At 72.3% G+C, this 19,954-nt stretch carries 17 protein-coding genes; 5 read left to right on the forward strand and 12 right to left on the reverse strand.

Going from position 1 to position 19,954, the window contains the following annotated elements; translation table 11 throughout:
- Positions 1–38: 38 nt before the first annotated feature.
- From ACFPCY_RS14920 to ACFPCY_RS14945, 6 genes are all read right to left on the reverse strand, one after another.
- Complete coding sequence (locus ACFPCY_RS14920; protein ID WP_378255438.1) at positions 39–1,568, reverse strand: methyltransferase; 1,530 nt, start codon at positions 1,566–1,568, stop codon at positions 39–41.
- Positions 1,565–2,554 (reverse strand): NAD-dependent epimerase/dehydratase family protein, encoded by a 990-nt coding sequence (locus ACFPCY_RS14925; protein WP_378255440.1) that lies wholly within the window; start codon positions 2,552–2,554, stop codon positions 1,565–1,567. The genes ACFPCY_RS14920 and ACFPCY_RS14925 overlap by 4 nt, the downstream gene beginning before the upstream one ends.
- Positions 2,555–2,586: 32 nt before the next feature.
- Positions 2,587–5,328: an alpha/beta fold hydrolase gene (locus ACFPCY_RS14930; RefSeq protein ID WP_378255442.1), complete on the reverse strand. Its 2,742-nt coding sequence runs from the start codon at positions 5,326–5,328 to the stop codon at positions 2,587–2,589.
- Positions 5,329–5,510: 182 nt separating this feature from the next.
- On the reverse strand, positions 5,511–6,986 hold the full coding sequence (locus ACFPCY_RS14935; RefSeq protein WP_378255444.1) for a multicopper oxidase family protein: 1,476 nt from the start codon (positions 6,984–6,986) through the stop codon (positions 5,511–5,513).
- A gap of 244 nt (positions 6,987–7,230) precedes the next feature.
- Complete coding sequence (locus ACFPCY_RS14940; protein ID WP_378255446.1) at positions 7,231–8,709, reverse strand: MFS transporter; 1,479 nt, start codon at positions 8,707–8,709, stop codon at positions 7,231–7,233.
- A 172-nt stretch (positions 8,710–8,881) separates the two neighbouring features.
- A complete protein-coding gene (locus ACFPCY_RS14945; RefSeq protein ID WP_378255448.1) occupies positions 8,882–9,775 on the reverse strand; it encodes a TIGR03619 family F420-dependent LLM class oxidoreductase in 894 nt (297 codons plus the stop codon).
- Between the two features lie 266 nt (positions 9,776–10,041).
- Here ACFPCY_RS14945 and ACFPCY_RS14950 point away from each other — a divergent pair, with 266 nt between their 5' ends.
- The gene (locus ACFPCY_RS14950) at positions 10,042–12,102 is read left to right on the forward strand and encodes a nuclease-related domain-containing DEAD/DEAH box helicase (protein WP_378255450.1); all 2,061 of its coding nucleotides are present in this window, start codon (positions 10,042–10,044) and stop codon (positions 12,100–12,102) included.
- A gap of 18 nt (positions 12,103–12,120) precedes the next feature.
- On the opposite strand, the gene ACFPCY_RS14955 is transcribed toward ACFPCY_RS14950, so the two are convergent.
- Complete coding sequence (locus tag ACFPCY_RS14955) at positions 12,121–12,927, reverse strand: SAM-dependent methyltransferase (RefSeq protein ID WP_378255452.1); 807 nt, start codon at positions 12,925–12,927, stop codon at positions 12,121–12,123.
- 160 nt (positions 12,928–13,087) lie between these two features.
- Here ACFPCY_RS14955 and ACFPCY_RS14960 point away from each other — a divergent pair, with 160 nt between their 5' ends.
- Positions 13,088–14,092 carry an NAD-dependent epimerase/dehydratase family protein gene (locus ACFPCY_RS14960; RefSeq protein ID WP_378255454.1) on the forward strand — a complete coding sequence of 335 codons (1,005 nt, stop codon included), beginning with the start codon at positions 13,088–13,090 and terminating at the stop codon, positions 14,090–14,092.
- On the opposite strand, the gene ACFPCY_RS14965 is transcribed toward ACFPCY_RS14960, so the two are convergent.
- From ACFPCY_RS14965 to ACFPCY_RS14975, 3 genes are read right to left on the reverse strand one after another with little or no spacing between them, the layout of a single operon-like run.
- Positions 14,076–14,612, reverse strand: a complete 537-nt coding sequence (locus ACFPCY_RS14965) for an AAA family ATPase (protein WP_378255457.1) — start codon at positions 14,610–14,612, stop codon at positions 14,076–14,078. The genes ACFPCY_RS14960 and ACFPCY_RS14965 overlap by 17 nt on opposite strands.
- 5 nt (positions 14,613–14,617) lie before the next feature.
- Positions 14,618–15,493: an RNA polymerase sigma-70 factor gene (locus ACFPCY_RS14970; protein ID WP_378255459.1), complete on the reverse strand. Its 876-nt coding sequence runs from the start codon at positions 15,491–15,493 to the stop codon at positions 14,618–14,620.
- A gap of 18 nt (positions 15,494–15,511) precedes the next feature.
- Complete coding sequence (locus ACFPCY_RS14975) at positions 15,512–16,660, reverse strand: NAD(P)/FAD-dependent oxidoreductase (protein WP_378255461.1); 1,149 nt, start codon at positions 16,658–16,660, stop codon at positions 15,512–15,514.
- Between the two features lie 100 nt (positions 16,661–16,760).
- Here ACFPCY_RS14975 and ACFPCY_RS14980 point away from each other — a divergent pair, with 100 nt between their 5' ends.
- Entirely contained in the window at positions 16,761–17,003 is a 243-nt protein-coding gene (locus tag ACFPCY_RS14980; RefSeq protein ID WP_378256430.1) for a DoxX family protein, read from the forward strand.
- Positions 17,004–17,052: 49 nt separating this feature from the next.
- Here the strand turns inward: ACFPCY_RS14980 and ACFPCY_RS14985 are convergent, their stop codons facing one another.
- A complete protein-coding gene (locus ACFPCY_RS14985; RefSeq protein ID WP_378255462.1) occupies positions 17,053–17,490 on the reverse strand; it encodes a GIY-YIG nuclease family protein in 438 nt (145 codons plus the stop codon).
- A 138-nt stretch (positions 17,491–17,628) separates the two neighbouring features.
- Between ACFPCY_RS14985 and ACFPCY_RS14990 the strand changes: the two genes are divergently transcribed.
- Positions 17,629–18,054, forward strand: a complete 426-nt coding sequence (locus ACFPCY_RS14990) for a hypothetical protein (protein ID WP_378255464.1) — start codon at positions 17,629–17,631, stop codon at positions 18,052–18,054.
- Between the two features lie 191 nt (positions 18,055–18,245).
- Here the strand turns inward: ACFPCY_RS14990 and ACFPCY_RS14995 are convergent, their stop codons facing one another.
- Complete coding sequence (locus ACFPCY_RS14995) at positions 18,246–18,908, reverse strand: DUF4097 family beta strand repeat-containing protein (RefSeq protein WP_378255466.1); 663 nt, start codon at positions 18,906–18,908, stop codon at positions 18,246–18,248.
- Between the two features lie 245 nt (positions 18,909–19,153).
- Between ACFPCY_RS14995 and ACFPCY_RS15000 the strand changes: the two genes are divergently transcribed.
- Positions 19,154–19,930: a helix-turn-helix domain-containing protein gene (locus tag ACFPCY_RS15000; RefSeq protein WP_378255468.1), complete on the forward strand. Its 777-nt coding sequence runs from the start codon at positions 19,154–19,156 to the stop codon at positions 19,928–19,930.
- Positions 19,931–19,954: the final 24 nt, after the last annotated feature.

Raw genomic sequence — 19,954 nt, forward strand, 5'->3', positions numbered from 1 at the left:
TGCGGGACCGGGCGCGGTGCAGGGCCCGGTCCCGCCGGTCACTCCTTGACGCCGACGGCGAGCCACTCGGGGCCGGACAGCGGCCGGACGGACACCCGCCCGAACCCGGCCTCGCGCAGCCAGACCGCCGCGTCGGCGGGCCGGTAGCCGTGCCCGCCGGGGCTCTCCAGCATCATGTGGAGGTTGATCAGGTGGCCGAAGAGGTCGTCGCCCCCGCCGGTCCGCCCGGGGTCGGTCATCAGGTCGTAGACGACGACCTCGCCGCCGTCGGGCAGCGCCTTGAACGCCTTGGCGAGCAGGTCGCGCTTGGTCTCGGCGTCCCAGTCGCACAGCACGTGCCCGAGGACGATCCGGTCGGCGCCCGGCAGGTCGTCGGTGAAGAAGCTGCCGCCCTCGAACCGCATCCGCCCGGCGAGGCCCGCCTCCCGCGCGGCCTGCTCGAAGTGCGGCCGGACCTGCGGCAGGTCGAACCCGACGCCGGTGAGGTGCGGGTGCGCGGTGAGCAGCGCGCGCAGCACCGCGCCGCCCGCCGCGCCGATGTCCGCGACGGTCCGGACGCCGTCCCAGTCGAGGTCGCGGGCGAGCGCCAGTGCCGCGCCGGTCGCGCCGCCCGCCATCGCGGCGTGGAACGCGCGGACGCGCTCGGGGTCGGCGTACAGCGCCTCGAACGGGTCGTCGCCGGCGTTGGCCTCGTTCTGCGGACGGCCCGTCCGCAGCATCTCGGTCAGTCCCTTCCAGGACTCCCACCACAGCTTGGACGCCGCGCGCGGGAGCCCGGCGACGTTCGTGCCCTGCGCGTCGGTGAGGAACCGCGCCGAGACCGGCGTCAGCCCGTAGGCGCCGCCGTCCTCGCGGGCGAGCATGCCGAGGCCGGTCAGCGCGTCCAGGAACGGCCGGACGCCGCGCTCGTGCAGGCCCAGCTCCGCGACGATCCGGTCGACCGACCGCGGGCCGTCGGCGAGCGCCTCGAACAGGCCGAGCTCGATCGCCGACATCAGCACGCGCGACTCCCAGAACCGGAACCCGGTGCGGATCACCGGCCACGGCTCCACGCGCTCCTCGCCACGGGACACGGCCTCGGCCTCGGCGCCGCCGGACACGGCCTTCTCGCCGGCAGGCGCGGCCTCCTCGTCGCCGGACGCGGTTTCGGGCGGCGTCTCGTCGACGGGTTCGAGGAGGGCGCGGATCGCGGCGGTGTCGTGCAGATCCTCGAACCGGACGGCCTTGCCGTCGCGGATCCGCCAGTGGTGGACGACCGTGATGTCGGCCTCGCGGCCGGTCGCGGCGGCCCGCATGTGGTTCACACCGGTGACGACGACCTGGTCGCCCTCGGCGAAGAAGGTGTCGGGACGCATCCCGACCTCTGCGAACAGGCTCCGCGCGCGGGCCATGAACGCCTTCACGGCCGGGAGGCCGCGCTCGACGCCGCCGAGGTCGTGGTCGCTCATCCCGTCCGGGTGGACCCACTCGATGTCGGGGTGGAAGAACGCGAGCGCGGCGTCGAGGTCACCGCGCCGGAACGCGTCGTAGGAGGCGGAGATCAGGGCGATGTTGTCGTGGCCGGTCATCGGTGCTCCTGGACGAGGTCGGAGGCGTGGAGGTCGGGGCCAGGGTCCTGAGCGGCGGGGTCGGGGGCCTGACGGACGAGGTCGGGGGCGTGGTGGGCGAGGGTGCGGGCGACGCCGGCGCGCCAGCCGACCTCGCAGCGGCCGATCAGCTCCAGCCGCCTGGTGTGGTCGAACACGGCCGTCTCGCGGGACAGGTCGCCCGGGTCGAGCTTCGGCTCGATCCCGGTCAGGGCGCCCATGTGGCGCAGCAGGTCGGTGATGCCGACCTCCTCGTCGCCGCCCCAGTTCACGACGGTCGCGGGCACGGACGCGACGTCCCACAGCAGCGGCGTCTGCCGGACGACGTCGTCGGTGTGCAGCAGGTTGCAGAGATTCTGGCCCTCGCGCGGCACCGCGCAGGGCAGCCCGCCGGCCATCCGGCGGAACAGGATCATCGGCAGCCCGCCGTGCCCGTGCGGGCCGTAGGCGACGTTCAGCCGCGCGATCGTGGTGGGCAGGCCGAGCGCGGCGGCGAGCCCGCGCACCAGGCCCTCGGTCGAGATCTTCGCGATCGGGTAGGTCGGCAGCCAGGGCGCCTGCCCGCCGAGCGGGTCGGTCTCCCGGTACCGGTGGGTCCGGTCGGCGCGGTTGTAGACGACGCCGCTGGAGACGTAGAGGAACGCCTCCGCGCCCGCGCAGTGCCGCATGAGCCGCGCGGTCCCGGTCGTGTTGATCCGGACGGTGTCGTCGAAGTCGGTCCCGTCGCCGCGGTGCACGGCCGAGTGCAGGACGTGGGTGAAGTCGCGGGGCAGGTCGTCCAGCGGGGCGTCGTCGCCCATGTCCCAGACGTGGGTGCGGATGCCGAGTTCGGCCAGGGCCTTGCGGGCGTCCCGGTCGGCGAACCGGCCGAGGCACCAGACCTCGTTGCCCGCCGCGAGGGCCTCGGCGACCGGGCGGGCCACCTGGCCCGTCCCGCCGGTGATCAGGATCTTCTTGCCGTGGATCACGTGTCGTCCCGTCTGTGGGTGGGTCGGGCGGTTCAGGCGCCGAGCGCGTCGCGCAGCTCGGCGCGCAGGGTGGCCTGGAACGTCCGGACGTGCTCGGGGCTCATCAGCGTGTAGTGCTCGCCGTCCACCTCGATGAAGCGGTTCTCCGATCGGGTGAAGTCGTCCCACGCGCGGAGCTGGTCGTTGAGCCAGTCGGCCTTGGTGCCCTTCAGCGGCGTGCAGTAGAAGACGCGGACGTTCTCGACCGTCCCGGACGGCTCGTAGTCGCGGCCGAGGTGGACCATGTTCTGCGCGAGCGCGACCCACGCGGCGAACCGCTCGACGTTCAGGTCCAGCTCGCGCAGCCGCTGCTTGGGCGCGTTGTCCACCAGGTAGGCGAGCTGCTCGTCCTCGGGCAGGCCGCGCAGCCGGTCGGCCAGCGCGGGGACGTCGGCCGCGTCGACCAGCTCCAGGAACAGCGCGAGGTTGAGCGCGCCGTCGGTGAAGGTGATCTCGTGCATCCGCCCGGCGATGTGCGGCGGCAGGTTGAATACGCCGACGAACGCGACCTTCTGCCCCATCGCCTCCAGCCGCTTGGCGATCTCGAACGCGACCGCGCCGCCGTAGGAGTACCCGGCGACCGCGTACGGCCCGAGCGGCTGGACGCGGCGGATGGCGTCCACGTACGTGTCGACCATCTCGGCGAACGTGCCGAAGTGCGCCTCGCCCTCGCCGAACCCGCGCGCCCGCAGCGCGTAGAACGGCCGCTCGTTGGTGAAGTACTTGGCCAGGTTGATGAACACGAGCACCTCGCCGAGCCCCGGGTGCACGCAGAACAGCGGCGTGCCGTCGCCGGTGAGCTGGAGTGGCACGAGGGGGTCGTACTCGGCCCGCGTCCCGCCCGCGATCCGCCTGGTCAGCGCCCGGACGGTCGGCGCCTGGAGGATCGTGGACATCGGCAGGTCGTCCACGCCGAAGGCCCGCTGCACCTCGACCTTGAGGCGCAGGACGTCGAGCGAGGTGCCGCCGAGGTCGAAGAAGCTCGTCGTCACCGACACCGCATCGACGTCGAGGACGCGCGCGTAGATCCCGGCGAGCCGCCGCTCGTCCTCGGTCTCTGGCTCGGCGAACTCGCCCAGGTAGCGGGCCGCCAGCTCGTCGGTCCGCCGGACGGCCGCGGCGAGCCGGCCGCGCTCGACGTCCTCGCGCAGCCGTGTCCGCTGGATCTTGTTGAGGTTGGAGCGCGGGATGGCCTCCTCGTCCACCGGCAGGATCACCGCGGGACGGAATCCCCAGTGCATGACGGTGGAGTTCCGGATCGCGACGATCGTCCGGTACAGCTCGGCGTCGTCGAACGCGGCGGCGCCGTCCGGGGCGAACGCGACCGCGAGCTGCTCGGTGTCCGCACCGCCCGGACGCGTCGGGAACGCCGCGACGCTCCCCGCGCGGACGCCGTCGAGGTCGGCGAGCACGGTCTCCAGGTCGTGGCTGTAGTAGTTGACGCCGTTGACGATGACGCTGTCCTTGCTGCGTCCGACCAGCACGAGCGCGCCGTCCGCGTCGATCGTGCCGAGGTCGCCCGTCCGGAACCAGCCGTCGGCGGTGAAGGCGTCCGCGGTGGCCTGCGGGTTGCCGAAGTAGCCGCCGGTGACCATCGGGCCGCGCAGCTGCACCTCGCCCGCCGCCTCGGACCGGCGGGCCGGGTCGGTGGTCGCGGCGAGCACCTGGCCGTCCGGCCCGGCGATGCGGATCTCCAGCCCGCGGACCGGCCGCCCGAGCGCGGGGAACTCCGCGTCGTCGGCGCGCGCGTCGAAGGCGGTGTTGAAGACGCTGCCCGCGCAGGTCTCGGTCATCCCGAACGCCGGGACGACGACGTCCCCGCGCAGCCCGTACGGCGCGGCCAGCTCCAGGAACCGCCGGACGGTCGCGGTCACCGTCGCCTCGCCGCCCGAGATGACGTGCCGGACGCGCGCCAGGTCGAACCGCTCGGCGCCGGGCGGCAGGTCCGCGAGGGCCCGCGCGAGCTGCCCGAACAGGAAGTTCGGCGTGAACGTCACGGTCACGCCGTGGGCGGAGACCAGGCGCAGGAACTCCAGCGGGTCCGCCAGCACGGTCTGCGGCGTCGCGATGACCTGGTCCGCCCCGGCGGTCATCGGCAGCAGGTGCGCCTCGATCGCCGCGATGTGGTCGGCGGAGATCCAGTTCAGGAAGACGTCGTGCCGGTCCACGCCGAGCGCCCCGGCCTTGCCCGCCTGTGCGGCCAGCAGGTTCGCGTGCGTGAGCCGCACCGCCTTCGGCAGCCCGGTCGAGCCGGACGTCAGCATCAGCAGGGCCAGGTCGTCCGGCTGCGGCAGGTGGATCTCGCCGCGCCGACCGAGGTCGGACTCGGCCAGCTCCTCGATCGCGGCGGCCCGCAGCCCGGGCACGTCGGGCAGGTCGGCGAGGGCCGCCTTCGGCGCGATCACCAGCGGCTCGCCGAGCAGGACGGCCAGGTGCTCCAGTTGCGCCCGCCACCGGGACGCGTCGGCGGGCGGCACGATCGGGGCGGGCACGAAACCGCCGAGGACGCAGCCCCAGAACGCGGGCAGGAACGTTCCGGGGTCGTCGGCGACGATCAGCACGCGGTCGCCGGGCAGCCGGCCGTAGCCGCGCAGCCCGCACAGGACGCGTTTGGCGCATTCGGAGAGTTCGGCATACGGCAGGTGCGGTCCGTCGACGAACGTGATGCCGCGCCGGTCGTGCGCGGCCACCGCGAGCAGTTGCGGAAGGGTCGTGAAGTTCGGTGTCGGTTCCACTGGGACTTGCCTCCAGGCATAGGGCGCGCATTGCCGCGGACGGCCGCGGGACGACCGCGGGAGGCCGCGGGACGACCGAGGGACGGCCGCGGGACCGGGGCGCGCGTTGTCTCGGAAAGAGGAGGGAAACCGGGATCCGGAGGATGGCGGCGCCGGGGCCTGAAATCCCCGGAAGTGCCTGGTCAGACGACCTGGAACTGCGCCATCATCCCCATCGAGGCGTGGTCGATCAGGTGGCAGTGGTAGACGAACGTGCCGCGGTGGTCGGCGAAGGTGGCCTGCACCCGGACGGTCTCGCCGGGATGCACGGTCACGGTGTCCCGCCAGCCCTGCTCGGCCGCGGGAGGCGGGGTCCCATTGCGGTCGAGGACCTTGAAGTGCACCAAGTGCATGTGGAAGTTGTGCGGCAGCCCGTACTGGGTGTCGGCGTTGTAGATCTCCCAGATCTCGGTCGCGCCGAGCGGGACGGTCTGGTCGATCCGGTCGCCGTCGTAGGTCTTGCCGTCGATCACCATCGTGCCGCTCGGCGGATCGAACGGGCCGAGCTGGATGCGGCGGGTGTTGGTCGCCGCGGGCAGCGACGGCGCGTCCGCGAGCTCGTCCGGGACGTCGCTGCTATCCGACGCGGTGCCGACGACGTCGAAGCGCAGGATCTGCTTCTGCGCGTCGCCCTCGTTCGGGAACGGCATCGAGTTGGTCAGCATGATCTGGTCGCCGACCCGGTAGCGCGAGAAGTCGATGACGACGTCGTAGCGCTCGCCCGGCCACAGCTCGAAGGACGTCACGTCGTCCGGGGCGGGCAGCAGGCTCTGGTCCGCGCCGATCATCGTGAGGGTCGAGCCGTCCGCGAGGCCGAGCCCGAACGGCCGCAGGTTGGACGCGTTGAGGAACCGGAACCGGTACTTGCGCGCCTGCACCGGGAAGCGCGGCTGGTTGCGTCCGTTGGCGAGGATCGTGAGCCGGTTCGCGAAGTCGTCCATGACCCAGTTGAGGGTGCCGTCGTCGGCCATCCGCACGTCCCGCAGCATGATCGGGACGTCGTACGCGCCGCGCGGGAGGTTGAGCGCCTGCTCGTCCGGGCTGGAGATCAGGTAGAACCCGGCGAGGCCCTTGAACAGGTTCTCCGCCTCCACGTGGTGCGCGTGGTCGTGGTACCAGAGCGTCGCCGCGAACTGGTCGTTCGGGTAGTGGTAGGTCTTGCTGCCGCCGGGGGCGATGACGTCCATGGGGTGGCCGTCGTCCGCGGCGGCGACGTGCCCGCCGTGCAGGTGCGTGGAGATGGGACGGTCCAGCCGGTTCGTCTGGCGGACGACGACCTGGCGTCCCTGCCAGGCCCGGATGGTCGGGCCGGTGAACGTGCCGTTGTAGCCGAAGATCCCGCTGCTCACGCCGGGGACGAGCTCCTCGACGCCGGGCTTGACGGTGATGTCGTAGTAGTCGGTGGTCGAGGTGGACGTGGTGGGCCGCAGCACGCCCGGCACGGGCATCTGCACGGTGAACGGCGCGGTGGTGAGCCGGCTGCCCGCCCGCAGGAGGCCCCCGGTGTGGCCGGCGTGCCCGGCCATGGACCCGGTCGCCTGCGCCGTGTGCGCGTTGTAGAGGACGACGGTGGCGGCCGTGGCCGCTCCGCCGAGGACGAACTGCCGTCGCGTGACCATGCGTTGAGCTCTCGCTTTCCGTCGAGGGCCGTCAGAGGGAACGCAGCGGGGAAGGGGCCGCCGCGGCCGGGAGGGGCGCGGCGGACAAGGGCGCCGCGGGCCGGGTTCGCGGCGGGGAGGATGCCGCGGCCGGGAGGGGACGCGGGGGCGGTGGCCCCCTCCCGGCCGGGCGGGTCGGGTGGCCGGGAGGGGGAGCGCGGGGCGGGGCTCCCCCTCCGGGCCACGGTGGGGTCGGTGGTCTCGGTCAGGTGGACGGGGCGCCAGCCTCGGGGGCGGCCTCGGCCGGGGCGGGGGCACCGTCCGGGCCGGGCGCGCCCTGCGGCGGACGGCCCGGGATGACCGTCGCCGACAGCAGCAGCACCAGGACGGCGATGCACGCGCCCGCGACGAGCGCGCCGGAGTAGCCGCTGGTCAGCGCCTCCGGCAGGGGGTGGCCGTCCTTCGCCGAGCTCTTGATCAGCTCGGTCACGACCGGCGTGAGGATCGCGATGCCGAGCGTCGCGCCCACCTGCTGCGAGGTGTTCAGGACGCCGGACGCGACGCCCGCCAGGTGCGGCGGGGCCATGGACGTCGCGGCGATCGTGGCGGCCACGAACACCATGCCCATGCCGATCCCGGCCAGCAGCGACGGGCCGAGGATCTGCGCCCAGAAGCCGCCGTCCGCGGAGATGCCGCCGAACCAGGCCATGCCGGCCGCGGCGATCACCGAGCCGATGCCGACCGCCGCGCGGGGGCCGCCGCGGCCCACGACCGGCGGCGCGAGCTGGGTGCCGATGATGATCGCGATGCAGATCGGGAGCTGCGCGACCGCGGAGCGGATCGGCGACCAGTGGTGGACCTGCTGCATGTACAGCGTCAGGAACACCATGCCGGGGACGAGCGCCATCGTCATCAGCCCCATGCCGACGTTCCCGCCGGTGAGCGGGCGCAGCCGGAACAGGCTCGGCGGCACCAGCGGCGCGGACACCCGGTTCTCCACGACGACGAACGCGATCAGCAGCAGCACGCCGGCCACCAGGGTCGCCACCGTGGACGTCGAGCCCCAGCCCTTGTCGGGCGCGGTGACGAGGCCGTACACGACCAGGCCGAGGCCGAGCGTGGAGGCGATCGCGCCCACGACGTCGAAGTTCGCGTTCCGGTCGCCGACGCGTCCGCCGGGGAGCAGGCCGGGGGTGAGCGCGAGGCAGACGGCGCCGATCGGCACGTTGATCCAGAAGATCGCGCGCCAGCTGATCCAGTCGGTGAGCGCGCCGCCGAGGACGGTCCCGGAGACGCTGCCGAGCCCGGCGAGCGCGCCCCAGATGCCGAGCGCCTTGAACCGCTCCTGCGGCTCGGTGTACAGGCGCATGACCAGGGCGAGCGCGGCGGGCGCGACCACGGCGGCGCCGAAGCCCTGGACGCCGCGCGAGACGATCAGCCAGGCCGAGTTCTGCGCCAGCCCGCAGGACGCGGACCCGAGCACGAAGATCAGCAGGCCCCACGCGAACATCGCGCGGTGCCCGACGTGGTCGGCGACCCGCCCGCCCAGCAGCAGGAACCCACCGAAGATGAGGGTGTAGGCCGAGACCACCCAGGACAGGTTCTCGGGCGAGAAGTGCAGGCCCCGCTGGATCGACGGCATCGCGATGGTCACGATGGCCGCGTCCAGGATGAGGATGAACTGCGTCACCGCGAGCACGGCGAAACCGGGCCCGCGCCTCGCCGCGACGGGTTGTGCGGACACGAGGGATACCTCCGGGTAGTTCGGGGTGAGGCCCGTTCCACCGCGTTCTGTGGACGAGCTGTCCCCGAAGCTACGAAGGTCGCTTGTTCACGCCTTGTCCCCGCGTTGTCCCCGTCGAGACCAAGACCCCGAGACAGCGTCCCGGGGTCTTGGTCTCAAGAGCGTGACCAGGTCATTCGCGCTGCGCGGCGAGCCTGGCGATCACGTCCACGCCGCCCTCGCCGAGCGGCCAGTAGACGTGGTCGGCGCCGAGCTGCGCCAGCCGCTCGACGTCCGAGGCGACCTGCTCGACCGATCCGGTGAGCGGCATCCGGTCCGGTCCTCCGTCGGCCTCGGTCACCGGCCCGTTCGCCTGGACGACCAGCGGCGTGTCCGCCGGGTCGACCCCGGCCTCCTTCGCCGCGCGGCCGTACAGCGCGACGATCTCGCGGAGGTCGTCCCACGCGTACAGGGACAGCGTGAGCCCCGCGCGCAGCCGCGCGGCCCGCGCGACCGCCCGCGCGCTGACCGCCCCGATGACGACCGGCACGTCCCGGACGGGCTTGGGCCCGATCTGCGACTCGGGGATGCGGTAGTGCCGTCCCTCGAACCGGACGGGGTCGGGGCCCCACACCGCGCGCATCGCGTTGACGTGCTCCTCGAAGCCCGCTCCGCGCCGTCCGAGCGGGACGCCGGCGGCCTCGAACTCCTCGGCCATCCAGCCCTGCCCGAGCCCGACCAGCATCCGCCCGCCGGACAGCCGGTCGATCGTCGCGACCCGCCGCGCGAGCACGATCGGCGGCTGGAACAGCGCCGCGATCACGCTGGTGCCGAGCAGCACCCGTTCCGTCCGCGCCGCGACGAACGACAGCACCTCCAGGGGGTCGTACACGGTCGCCCACTCGCCGGGCGGGTCGGCGGGCGGCATGACCCCGCCGTACGACACCGGGCCCGGCGGACGCAGCAGCCGGTCCTGCACCCACACCGAGCCGAGCCCGGCCCGCTCGGCCCCGGCCGCGACCCGGACGATCTCCTCGGGCGACGCGGCCGCGCCGCTCGCCGGAAGGAGCACACCGAACCTCACCATCGCGGAGGTCTCCTCTCAAGGGGGGACCCTGGGAGTGCCCTCACGCACCGTTCCGCAAACCGTGCAGCGAGCGATCACGACAAAGGTTGAAAAATTTCGTCAACTCCTGCGGAGAACCGCGCCGGGGACCGCTACGCGCGGTGGCGGGGAACCGTCCGGAACCCCCGTGGTCACGGGGATTTCTGAAGTTCGGGGGTGTTGCCGGAGAGTGATTGTTGCTATGTGTGGGGGGTCGTTGCTTTCTGACGCTGCTCTAGGGGTGCGCGGTGGTGGCTGGCGGGTCGGCTGGGGTGCGGGGGCTGCGGGCTCGCGAGCAGGCACTGGAGCTGGCCCGGCGGTCCCGGGAGGCGTGGGAGCGGGCCCGGCGGTGGCAGGCCGCGGCGGAGGCCGAGCGGAAGGTCGCGGCGACGCTGCTGACGCTCACCGCGGACGGGTGGCGCTTGCTGGTTGACCGGCGCTGGCCGGGGACGGCGTCCGCGAACGTGGACATGATCCTGGTCGGACGCGGCGGCGTGTTCGTCGTGGACGTCAAGAACTGGCGGGACGCGCCGTCCGTGCAGGACGGGCGGCTCAGCGCGGGCGGTCGCTCGCGGGACGACGAGGTCGCCAAGATGCTGGCGATGGCCCGCGCGGTCGAGGAGCGGACGGCGGCGCTCGGCATGTCGCCCGTCGCCGTCCAGCCGGTGATGGTGTTCGCCGGGCGGCGGCTCGACGTGACGCTCGGACGCGTCCGGCTACTGGGGCAGGAGGACGTCCTCAACGTGCTGCTCGCCGCGCCGAAGCGGCTGAACGCGCCGATGGTGAAGGCCGTCGCGGCGTACCTGGAGGAGGGCTTTCCCGCCTACGAGACCAACGTGCTGCCCGAACGTCCGAGCGGCGACGAGGGCGAGGCGTCGTCGCTGTTCGACGTCGAGGAGGTCGAGAAGGCGGCGCTCGAATCCGTCCTGCACGGGCCGATCGAGCAGTGGATGACGTTCCTGCATCCCGACCAGGTAGCGGTCGCGCGCCGCGACTGGAGCGGCCCGGCGCGCATCAGCGGACCGGCCGGGACGGGCAAGACGGTCGTCGGCCTGCACCGCGCCGCGCACATCGCGACGCGCACGACCGGGCCGATCATGTACGTCACGTACGTGAACAACCTGCCGCGCGTGCAGGGGCACCTGTTCCAGCGGATGGCCTCCCACCTGGCGGACCGGGTCGAGTTCACCAGCCTGCACGGCTGGGCGCAGCGCTTCCTCGCCGACCGCGGCATCCCCGTCAACCTGGACGGACGCGCCGCCGAGGACTCGTTCTCGCGCGCCTGGCTCCAGGTCGGCCGCGGCAGCGCGCTCGCCGAGATCGACCCGCTGCCGCACTACTGGGAGCAGGAGATCGCGCACGTCATCAAGGGCCGCGGCATCGCCTCCCTCGACGAGTACCGGACGGTCAACCGCTACGGCCGCCGCACCGCGCTCCAGGCCGCGCACCGCGAGGCGGTCTGGCTCCTCTACGAGGAGTACGAGATGCTCCGGAAGAAGCGCGGCGTCCACGATTTCAACGACGTCCTGCTGGCGGCGCTGGACGAGGTCCGCGAGCGTCCGGCCGACCCGCCGTACGCCGCCGTGATCGTGGACGAGGTGCAGGACCTCACGCTGACCGGCGTCAGGCTGCTGCACGCGCTCGCCGGCGACGGTCCCAACGGGCTGCTGCTGATCGGCGACGGCCAGCAGGCCGTCTACCCCGGCGGCTTCCGGCTCGGCGAGGCCGGTGTCGGCATCAAGGGACGCGGCGCCGTGCTGCGCATCAACTACCGCAACGCCGCGCCGATCCTGGACGAGGCGCTCCGGCTCGTCTCGGACGACCCGTTCGACGACCTCGACGGCCCCACCCCGAACGGCCGCCGCACCGTCGAGACGACCTACCACGAGGGGCACGTCGTCCACGCTGCGGCGAGGTCCGAGTCCGACCACGACGCCCAACTGGTCGCGGCCCTCACCGCCCTGGCCGCCGAGGACGAGTCCGCCCTCGCGAGCACCGCCGTCCTCTGCCGCTCGCGCAACGACGTCGAGCACTACCACCGGCTGCTCACCCGCGCGGGGCTGCCCGTCCTGCGCCTGGACAACTACGACGGCCGCCCGACCGGCGCGCTGAAGATCGGCACCTACCTGCGCGCTAAGGGGCTGGAGTTCAAGAACGTCTACCTGCCCGCCTTCACCACGCGCGCGACCATCCCCGGCGGCGACTCCACCGCCGCCGAGCGCGCCGCGCTGACCCGCCGCCAGTCCTTCGTGGCCATGACGCGCGCCCGCGACCTGCTCTGGCTGGGCACCATCACGCCGCCTGCCTGACCTGGCAGGACGGATTACTCAGGGTTTGCGGGCGACGGCCGCGTACATGCCGGCTTCGGCCGGGGTGGCGGACTCGGTGTCGGCGTCCGGACGCCACTCGGCGGTGTAGACGAGGCCGGGTTCGAGCATCTCGGTGCCGTCGAAGAAGCGGGCGATGCCGGCCGCGGTGCGGGTGTGCAGGGACGCCGAGGAGTGCCGGTCGTAGACCTGCTCGGCCTCCTCCGCGACGGCCGGGTCGGGGTCGGACGTGCCGTGCGAGATGACCAGGTGGCTGCCCGGAGCGGCCGGGGCCATGAGCCGGGAGACGATGCCGTGCGGGTCGTCGGCGTCCGGGAAGAAGTGCAGGACGGCGAGGAGCAGCACGGCGACGGGACGGTCGAAGTCGATCAGCTTCGCGACGTCCGGATGGTTCAGGATCGCCTCGGGCTCGTGCAGGTCGCCCTGGACGAGCGCGACGTTGCCGGTGCCGGTGAGCAGCGCGCGGCCGTGGACGGCCACGATCGGGTCGTTGTCCACGTAGACGACGCGGGCGTCGGGGTTGTGGCGCTGCGCGACCTCGTGCACGTTCTGCTGGGTCGGCAGGCCGGTGCCGATGTCGATGAACTGGTCGATCCCGGCGTCCCGGACGAGGTGGGTCACCGCGCGGATCAGGAAGGCGCGGTTGTGGCGGCACGCGGAGAGCGTCTCGGGCGCGGTCGCCAGGAAGGCCTCCGCCGCGGCGCGGTCGGCGGCGTAGTTGTCCTTGCCGCCGAGGAAGTAGTCGTAGATGCGCGCGGGGCTCGGCACCGAGGTGTCGATCCCGGTCGGCGCCCACTCTGCGGTCATCGCGTCTCCCACCTGACGGCTACGGGATGATCATAAGCCTCTGCGTCATCCATGGCGCTTGTTCGCGCTTGTTCGCTATGAGCGGTTCATTGCGCTTGTTCGCTATGAGCTGTGCCGTGCCCCTTGAACGGACGCGCCGTCCGGGTGATAGCACGGTGGTATGAGGCTTCTGGTTCTTGGTGGGACGGAATTCGTCGGACGGGCGGTCGTCGAGGAAGGCGTCGCCCGGGGATGGAAGGTCACGGTCTTCAACCGCGGGACGCACGAGGCGCCGGACGGCGTGACGGCGCTTCGCGGCGACCGCGGCGCGCCGGACGGTCTGGAGGCGCTGCGGCACGGCGAGTGGGACGTCGTCGTGGACACCTGGTCGTGGGCCCCGACGGCCGTGCGGGACGCGGCCGAGCTGCTCGCGCCGCGCGCCGCGTCGTACGTGTACGTGTCGAGCCGGTCGGTCTACGAGTACCCGGTGCCGGTCGGGGCGGACGAGTCCGCGCCGCTGGTCGAGGGCTCGCCGGACGACGCCGAGTACCGCGACCGCATCGCCGACTACGCGCGGGTGAAGGCCGGCGGCGAGCTGGCGGCGGTCCGGGCGTTCGGCGACCGCGCGCTGCTCGCGCGCGCCGGGCTGATCCTCGGCCCGTACGAGAACATCGGGCGGCTGCCCTGGTGGCTGAACCGGATCGCGCGCGGCGGCGACGTGCTCGCGCCCGGCCCGGCGGAGCTGAAGTTGCAGTTCATCGACGCCCGGGACCTGGCGATCTGGATGCTGGACGCGGCGGCCCGGCAGGTCGGCGGGGCGTTCAACGTGACCAGCCCGGTCGGCCACACGACGATGCGCGGGCTGCTGGAGGCGTGCGTCCGGGTGACCGGCTCGTCGGCGCGGCTCCGCTGGGCCGAGCCGGACCCGATCCTCGCGGCGGGCGTCCAGCCCTGGCAGGATCTGCCGGTCTGGGTGCCGCCGGGCGAGCTGTACGAGTTCCTGCACCGGACGAACGTGGACAAGGCGCTCGGCGAGGGGCTGCGGTGCCGTCCGGTCGAGGAGACCGTCGCCGACACGTGGGCGTGGCTGCGCTCGATCCCCGGGGACGCGCCGCAGCGGGCGGACCGTCCGGCGGTCGGCCTGGACCCGAAGGTCGAGGAGTCCCTGCTCAGCGGGGGCGCTTGAAGAGGTACGCGCCGTCCCGGAGCGCCGTCAGGACGGCGTCGGCGGTCCGGACCGCGCTGAGCCCGGACGAGTCGAGGACGTACTCGTCGTAGCCGCCGTCCAGCGCGGCGAACTGGGCGTGCAGGTCCGCCACGGGGCCCGGATCGGTGAGGTGCCGGTCCGGGTCCCGCGCGGTGGCACGGGCGAGGGTCGTCCCGGCGTCCGGACGCAGGATCACGTAGTGGAACGGGCGTCCGCGCTCCTCGAACGGATGCAGGAACCACGGCCCCACCACGCCGTCGCAGATCACCGTGTAGCCGCCCGCCGCGTAGCCGAAGGCCGCGCCGGCGATGACGTCCATGACGGTCTCGTTCTGGGCCTGCGACTCGGGCAGGTACGGCGGGATCGCGCCGCGTCTGATGTAGGCCCAGAAATCGTCGGTGTGCAGGTGGACGCTGCGCTCGAAACGCTCGGCGAGCAGCCCGGCGACGGTCGACTTCCCCGCGCCCGGCGGCCCGCCGATGATGATCACGTTCTCCACCCGGCTCATGGTCGCAGACCGGCGAGCTTGTCCGGGTTCACCTGGAAGCGAAGGTTCTGGATGCGGCCGTCGAGCAGGTCGTAGGTGACGACGCCGATCGGCTGCCCGCCGAGGACCGCCATCACCGCGAGCTCGCCGTTCACCGTCACGGCCTCCAGCGCGACGCCCGCCGTGACGGGCTTGGCGAGCGTGCCGAGCAGCCAGCGCGCGACGTGGTCCGGCCCGTGCAGCGGACGGCGCGCCGCGGTGACCTTGCCGCCGCCGTCCGACCAGGCGGTCACGTCCGGGGCGAGCAGCTCCATGACGGCGTTGATGTCGCCGCCGGACGCCGCCGCCATGAACCGCTCGGTCAGCTCGCGGCGGCGCTCCGGATCGTCGTCGAACCGGGGCCGCCGCGCCTGGACGTGCTGCCGGGCGCGATGCGCGACCTGCCGCACGGACGCCTCGGGCCGGTCGACGAACCCGGCGATCTCCCCGTAGGAGAAGCCGAACACCTCGCGCAGGACGAACACCGCGCGCTCGATCGGCGCCAGCGTCTCCAGGACGACCAGCATCGCGGTCGAGACGGTGTCGGCCATCTCGGTCTCCTCGGCGGCGCGGTCCGGCTCGGTCAGCAGCGGTTCGGGAAGCCACGGCCCCACGTAGGACTCGCGGGTCGCGCGGGCGGACGTCAGCCGGTTGAGCGCGAGGTTGGTGACCGTCCGCACGAGGTAGGCGCGCGGGTGGGCGACGTCCGAACGGTCCGCCTTGTTCCAGGCGAGCCAGGCGTCCTGGAGGACGTCTTCGGCGTCGGCGACGCTGCCGAGCAGCTGGTAGGCGGTCCCGAACAGCAGCCGCCGGTGCGCCGTGAACGGATCGTCCGACTTCTTCGTGCTCGTCATCGGGTTCGCCACCTTCGCTCAGCGGGTGGTGCGGCCACCCTTGGAAAGGTACGGGTACACATTGAAGCGCTTGCTCATGCGGAAGAGCGGGATCGGGCTGCTGCTCACGGCGTCCTTGTAGCGGACGGCCGCGCGCCCGGTGAGGACGAACCGGCGCGGCGTGTCGTCGCTGCGCACGAACTGGATGACCGCGTCGCGGCGTCCGAGGCTGACGGGCTGGTGGAAGTACCCGAAGCGGAACGGCTTGAGGGGCCGTCCGCGCAGCAGCCGGACGATGTTGTCCGCCGCGTGCGCGCCGGTCGGGATGCCGCTCTGGCACGTGCCGTGCACCTCGCCCCACGCCTGCCGGACGGCGGCGGCGTCACCGATCGCGAACACGTCCGGGTGCGTCGTGGAGCGGAGGTTCTCGTCCACCACGACGCGTCCGGCCCGGTCGGTGCCGATGCCCGCGGCGGTGGCGAGATCGGGGACGCGCACTCCCGCCGTCCACAGAGTCGCGTTCGACTGGACGAAGGTGCCGTCCGCGAGTTCCACGCCGTCCGGCAGGACCTTCGCGACGCCCTCCCCGGCCCGGACGGTCACGCCGAGCCGCTCGAACGCCTTCGCCAGGTACGCGCGTCCGCGCTCGCCCATCATCGCGCCCGGCTCACCCCTGCTGACCAGCGTGACCGCGAGGTCGGGACGGCTCTCCGCGATCTCGGCCGCGGCCTCGATCCCGGTCAGCCCGCCCCCGCAGACCGTCACGGTCCGGACGCCGGGCTCGGCGAGCCGCGCGGCGAACCGCTGCGGCTCGTCCAGGGTGAACGCGTGGTCGTCCGCGCCGGGGACGAGCGTCGTGTCGGCGCGGCTGCCCAGCGCGAAGACGAGCACGTCGTAGTGCAGCTCGTCCGCGCCGTCGATGGTGACGCAGCGGCGCGCGGCGTCGATCCCGGTGACGCGCCCCTGCCGGAAGGCGACGCCCGAGCCGTCCAGGATGTCGGGGATACGGTGGACGGTCAGCTCCTGCCCGGCCGCGGTCTGGTGCGTGCGGAGACGCTCCACGAACCGGTCGGACGGGTTGACCAGCGTGACGGCGACGTCCCGGTCGCGGCGAGTGCGGTGGGCGATCCGGACGGCGCACATCATCCCGGTGTAGCCAGCGCCCACGACGACGATGTTCCCGCGCATCTTCCTCATCTCCCTGAGGACGTTCCTGTTGGACGCCCATGGGACAAGCGACCCGCCCAGCCCGTGACAGACCCCAATGTGATGCGCGTCACTTTCACGGATCGCCCCCAGCCCTGTCACACTCTGGACGTCGCTCGCCCTGGCCAAGTCCCTCGGCGCCCTCGGCCTGCTCGCCGGCCTGGCCGTCCCCGCCCTCGGCCGAGCCGCCGCGGTAGCCCTGATCCTGTACTTCCTCGGCGCGGTAGCCACCGTCCTCCGAGCCCGCTCCTACAAAACCGTCCCCTTCCCCCTCCTCTACCTGACCCCAGTAGTTGCCACCCTCCTCACCAGCACCACCCCCTGACCGGCATTTCACTCCCTTTCGGGCACACCGTCAGGGGACGGCCAGCACGTCAAGGCTTGTTGATCAGCGCCTCGTGATGGTTGACCCGCGCGCTCGACTCGGCCGCCTGCTCGATCATGACGCGCTGCCACTTGAGGTCCATCCGGACGGCCTCCCTCTCACGCGGGCCGGTGGACAGTTGGACATACGCCTCGTCCACCACCTCAACGATCACCGTCTCGCGGGACCGGACCAGCTCCATGACCGCGTCGTGGACGCGGCGGTTGGTGTGAGTTTGGCTGGCCTGCGGATTTCGATACTGGCTGAATCTGCGGCGCAGATTCGCGGTCTGACCGATGTAGGAGCGGTTTCCGCCGAGCGTGCGGATCCGATACACCCCGCCCGCTTCCGGCAGCTCAGGGAACCTGGGCTTCGGGTCGTCCTCCCGATGCTCGACCGGGCCGACGGTCCTCCAGATCCACGTCAGTAAGACCTCTTCGACGTCCATGGAGGGCGATGCTAGGAGGGCCGTGACGGAGTCGTCCGGACACGTTGGGACGAGTGACCTAGATCACGGAACCGTTGTTTAACCTTTTGCTTAAGTGTCGCGTCTTACGCTTCGTCCACCAAGGAACAGGAGATGTTGATGCGTCACAAGCTCATCCTCGCCACCGGTGTCGTCGCGGCCGCCGGGGCGGTCACGCTGGCGTCGGCCGGGACGGCGTCCGCCAAGGCCAGCTTCGACCTGACGGCCAACCACAAGACGGTGCACCGGCACGGCGCGGTCGACTTCCGGCTCGCGGCGGCCACCGACTCGGCCCACGAGCGCCTCACCGGCGGGCGGTTCTGCCTGCAGCAGCAGGTCAAGAAGACGGCCAAGTTCAAGACCGTCAAGTGCACGACGCTAAGCCACTGGGACCGCAAGGCCAAGGCGGAGGTCTACACCGTCGCCTACCACTTCGGCACCCAGCCGAAGGGCGCCTACGCCTTCCGTGGCACGGTCCAGTTCCAGCACCACCACAAGTGGGGCAAGGCGTACGCGACCAACTCGGTCGTGGTTCGCGTCAAGTAGCCGGCTGAACGGTCGCTGACGCGCCGGCAGGGGAGCGCCCCTCCACCGGGCGTCGGCAAAGCTGATCGGGAACGGCCCCGGCGGGATGATTCCGCCGGGGCCGTTTCCGTTTTCCGGTGCGAAGGACGAGTGGGTCGGGAGAATGGGATGCACCTCCTTGACGAGGCCGTGCGCCTCGCTTCGTGGGGTGATCAGAGGCTGCGGGCGGTGATGTCGCCGTTGTTGGTGTTGGCCTGGATCTCGAGGCCGGCCGTGCCGTCGTTCTTCAGGGCGTTGCCGATGCGGCCGCGGCCGGTGTGCGCGTCCAGCGAGGCCGAGACCCCGGCCGCCGCGGCGATCGAGATGTCACCGGACTGCGTGCGGAGCGCGACCGCACCGGCGTGCGCCTCCGCGACGCGGATGTCGCCGCGGTCGGTGCTGATGTCGGCGGGACCGTTGAGCCGTCCGACCTCGACGTCCCCGTCGGTCGCGGTGAGGCGGAGCCCGTCGGCCTGCTCCACGTCGATCTTGCGGTAGGCGCCCTCGAAGGCGACCTCGCCGAGGGGTCCGGTCGTCTGGAACTCGGCGCTCGCCGACTTGCCCTCGACCCGCGACCCGGCGGGCAGCTGGACGGTGACCTGGAGCGCGCCGGACGACCCGAAGTACTGGTTCCTGACTTCGGCCTCGACGCGCAGGACGCCGTCCCGGTACTCGACGGTGGTCTGCTCGGCGGCCTTGACGTCGCGGCTCTTGCCCGGGTCGGCCGGCGCCACCTCGACGACGGTGTCGGACCGGTCGGAGGCGACGATCCGGATGCGCCCGGCCGGGACGTTCAGGACGGCGGTGATCGGGGCGGTGGTGTCGAACTTGTTCATCGTGTGCTCCTGCTGTCGCGGCGTTCGCCTCGTTCTTTCTGACATCGCAAACGCTACGTTGCCTTCACGAACCTAGCAAGAGTGTTGTTGCGTCTAGATTGCTTAAGCGCAGGTCACTGCACTTATTTCGTTGCAACGTTCTGCGCGGTAACGCAATGTCAAGCAACAGTCCGTTGCGTTGTGGTGGCGCTGAACGCTATGCTGGGACGCGTCGTGCGAGCGTGAAGAGCAGCGAGGAGATTGCGATGCCGGGAGGCAGGCTCACCCAGCAGGACCGTCAGCAGATCGCGGCGGGGCTGGCCGACGGCCTGGCGTACGCCGAGATCGCGCGGCGGCTCGACCGGCCCACCTCCACGATCACCCGTGAGGTGATGCGCAACGGCGGACCGACCGGCTACCGCGCGGACCTCGCCCAGCACGCCACCCAGCGGCGCACCCACCGCCGCAAGCCCTCGTCCTCGCGGGGGTCGCAGGCGGCCCCGCAGCCGCACGGCCGCGACCCCGAGGCCGTGCGCGAGTTCCAGGAGAACCTCACCACCGTCTTCATCACCTCGGGCCTGCCGAAGATGATGGCGCGGGTGCTCAGCTGCCTCTACACGACCGACTCCGGCAGCCTCTCCGCGGCCGAGCTCGCCACGCGCCTGGAGGTCAGTCCCGCCTCCATCTCCAAGGCGATCACGTTCCTGGAGTCCCTGGACCTCATCCGCCGGGAGCGCGACGAGCGCCGCCGCGAGCGCTACTTCGTGGACGACGGCCTGTGGTACCAGTCGATGATCCGCAGCGCCCGGTCGAACGACGCGGTCATCGAGGCGGCGCGGCAGGGCGTCGGCGTCCTCGGCCCCGGCACCCCCGCCGCCATCCGCCTGGAGAACGTCGCCCGCTTCCTCGCCTTCGTCAGCGAGAGCCTGCTCCGCGCCGCCGAACAGGGCCGCGAGGTCCTCTACAGCAAGTCCGCCCCCACCGCTTCCGCTTCCGCTTCCGCTTCCGCTTCCGCTTCCGCTTCCGCTTCCGACGAAGGGTGACGAGGAGCCCCGTTCACTGCCGCC

Source organism: Actinomadura gamaensis, assembly GCF_042652125.1.
In the GTDB taxonomy this organism is placed as follows: Bacteria; Actinomycetota; Actinomycetes; order Streptosporangiales; family Streptosporangiaceae; genus Spirillospora; species Spirillospora gamaensis.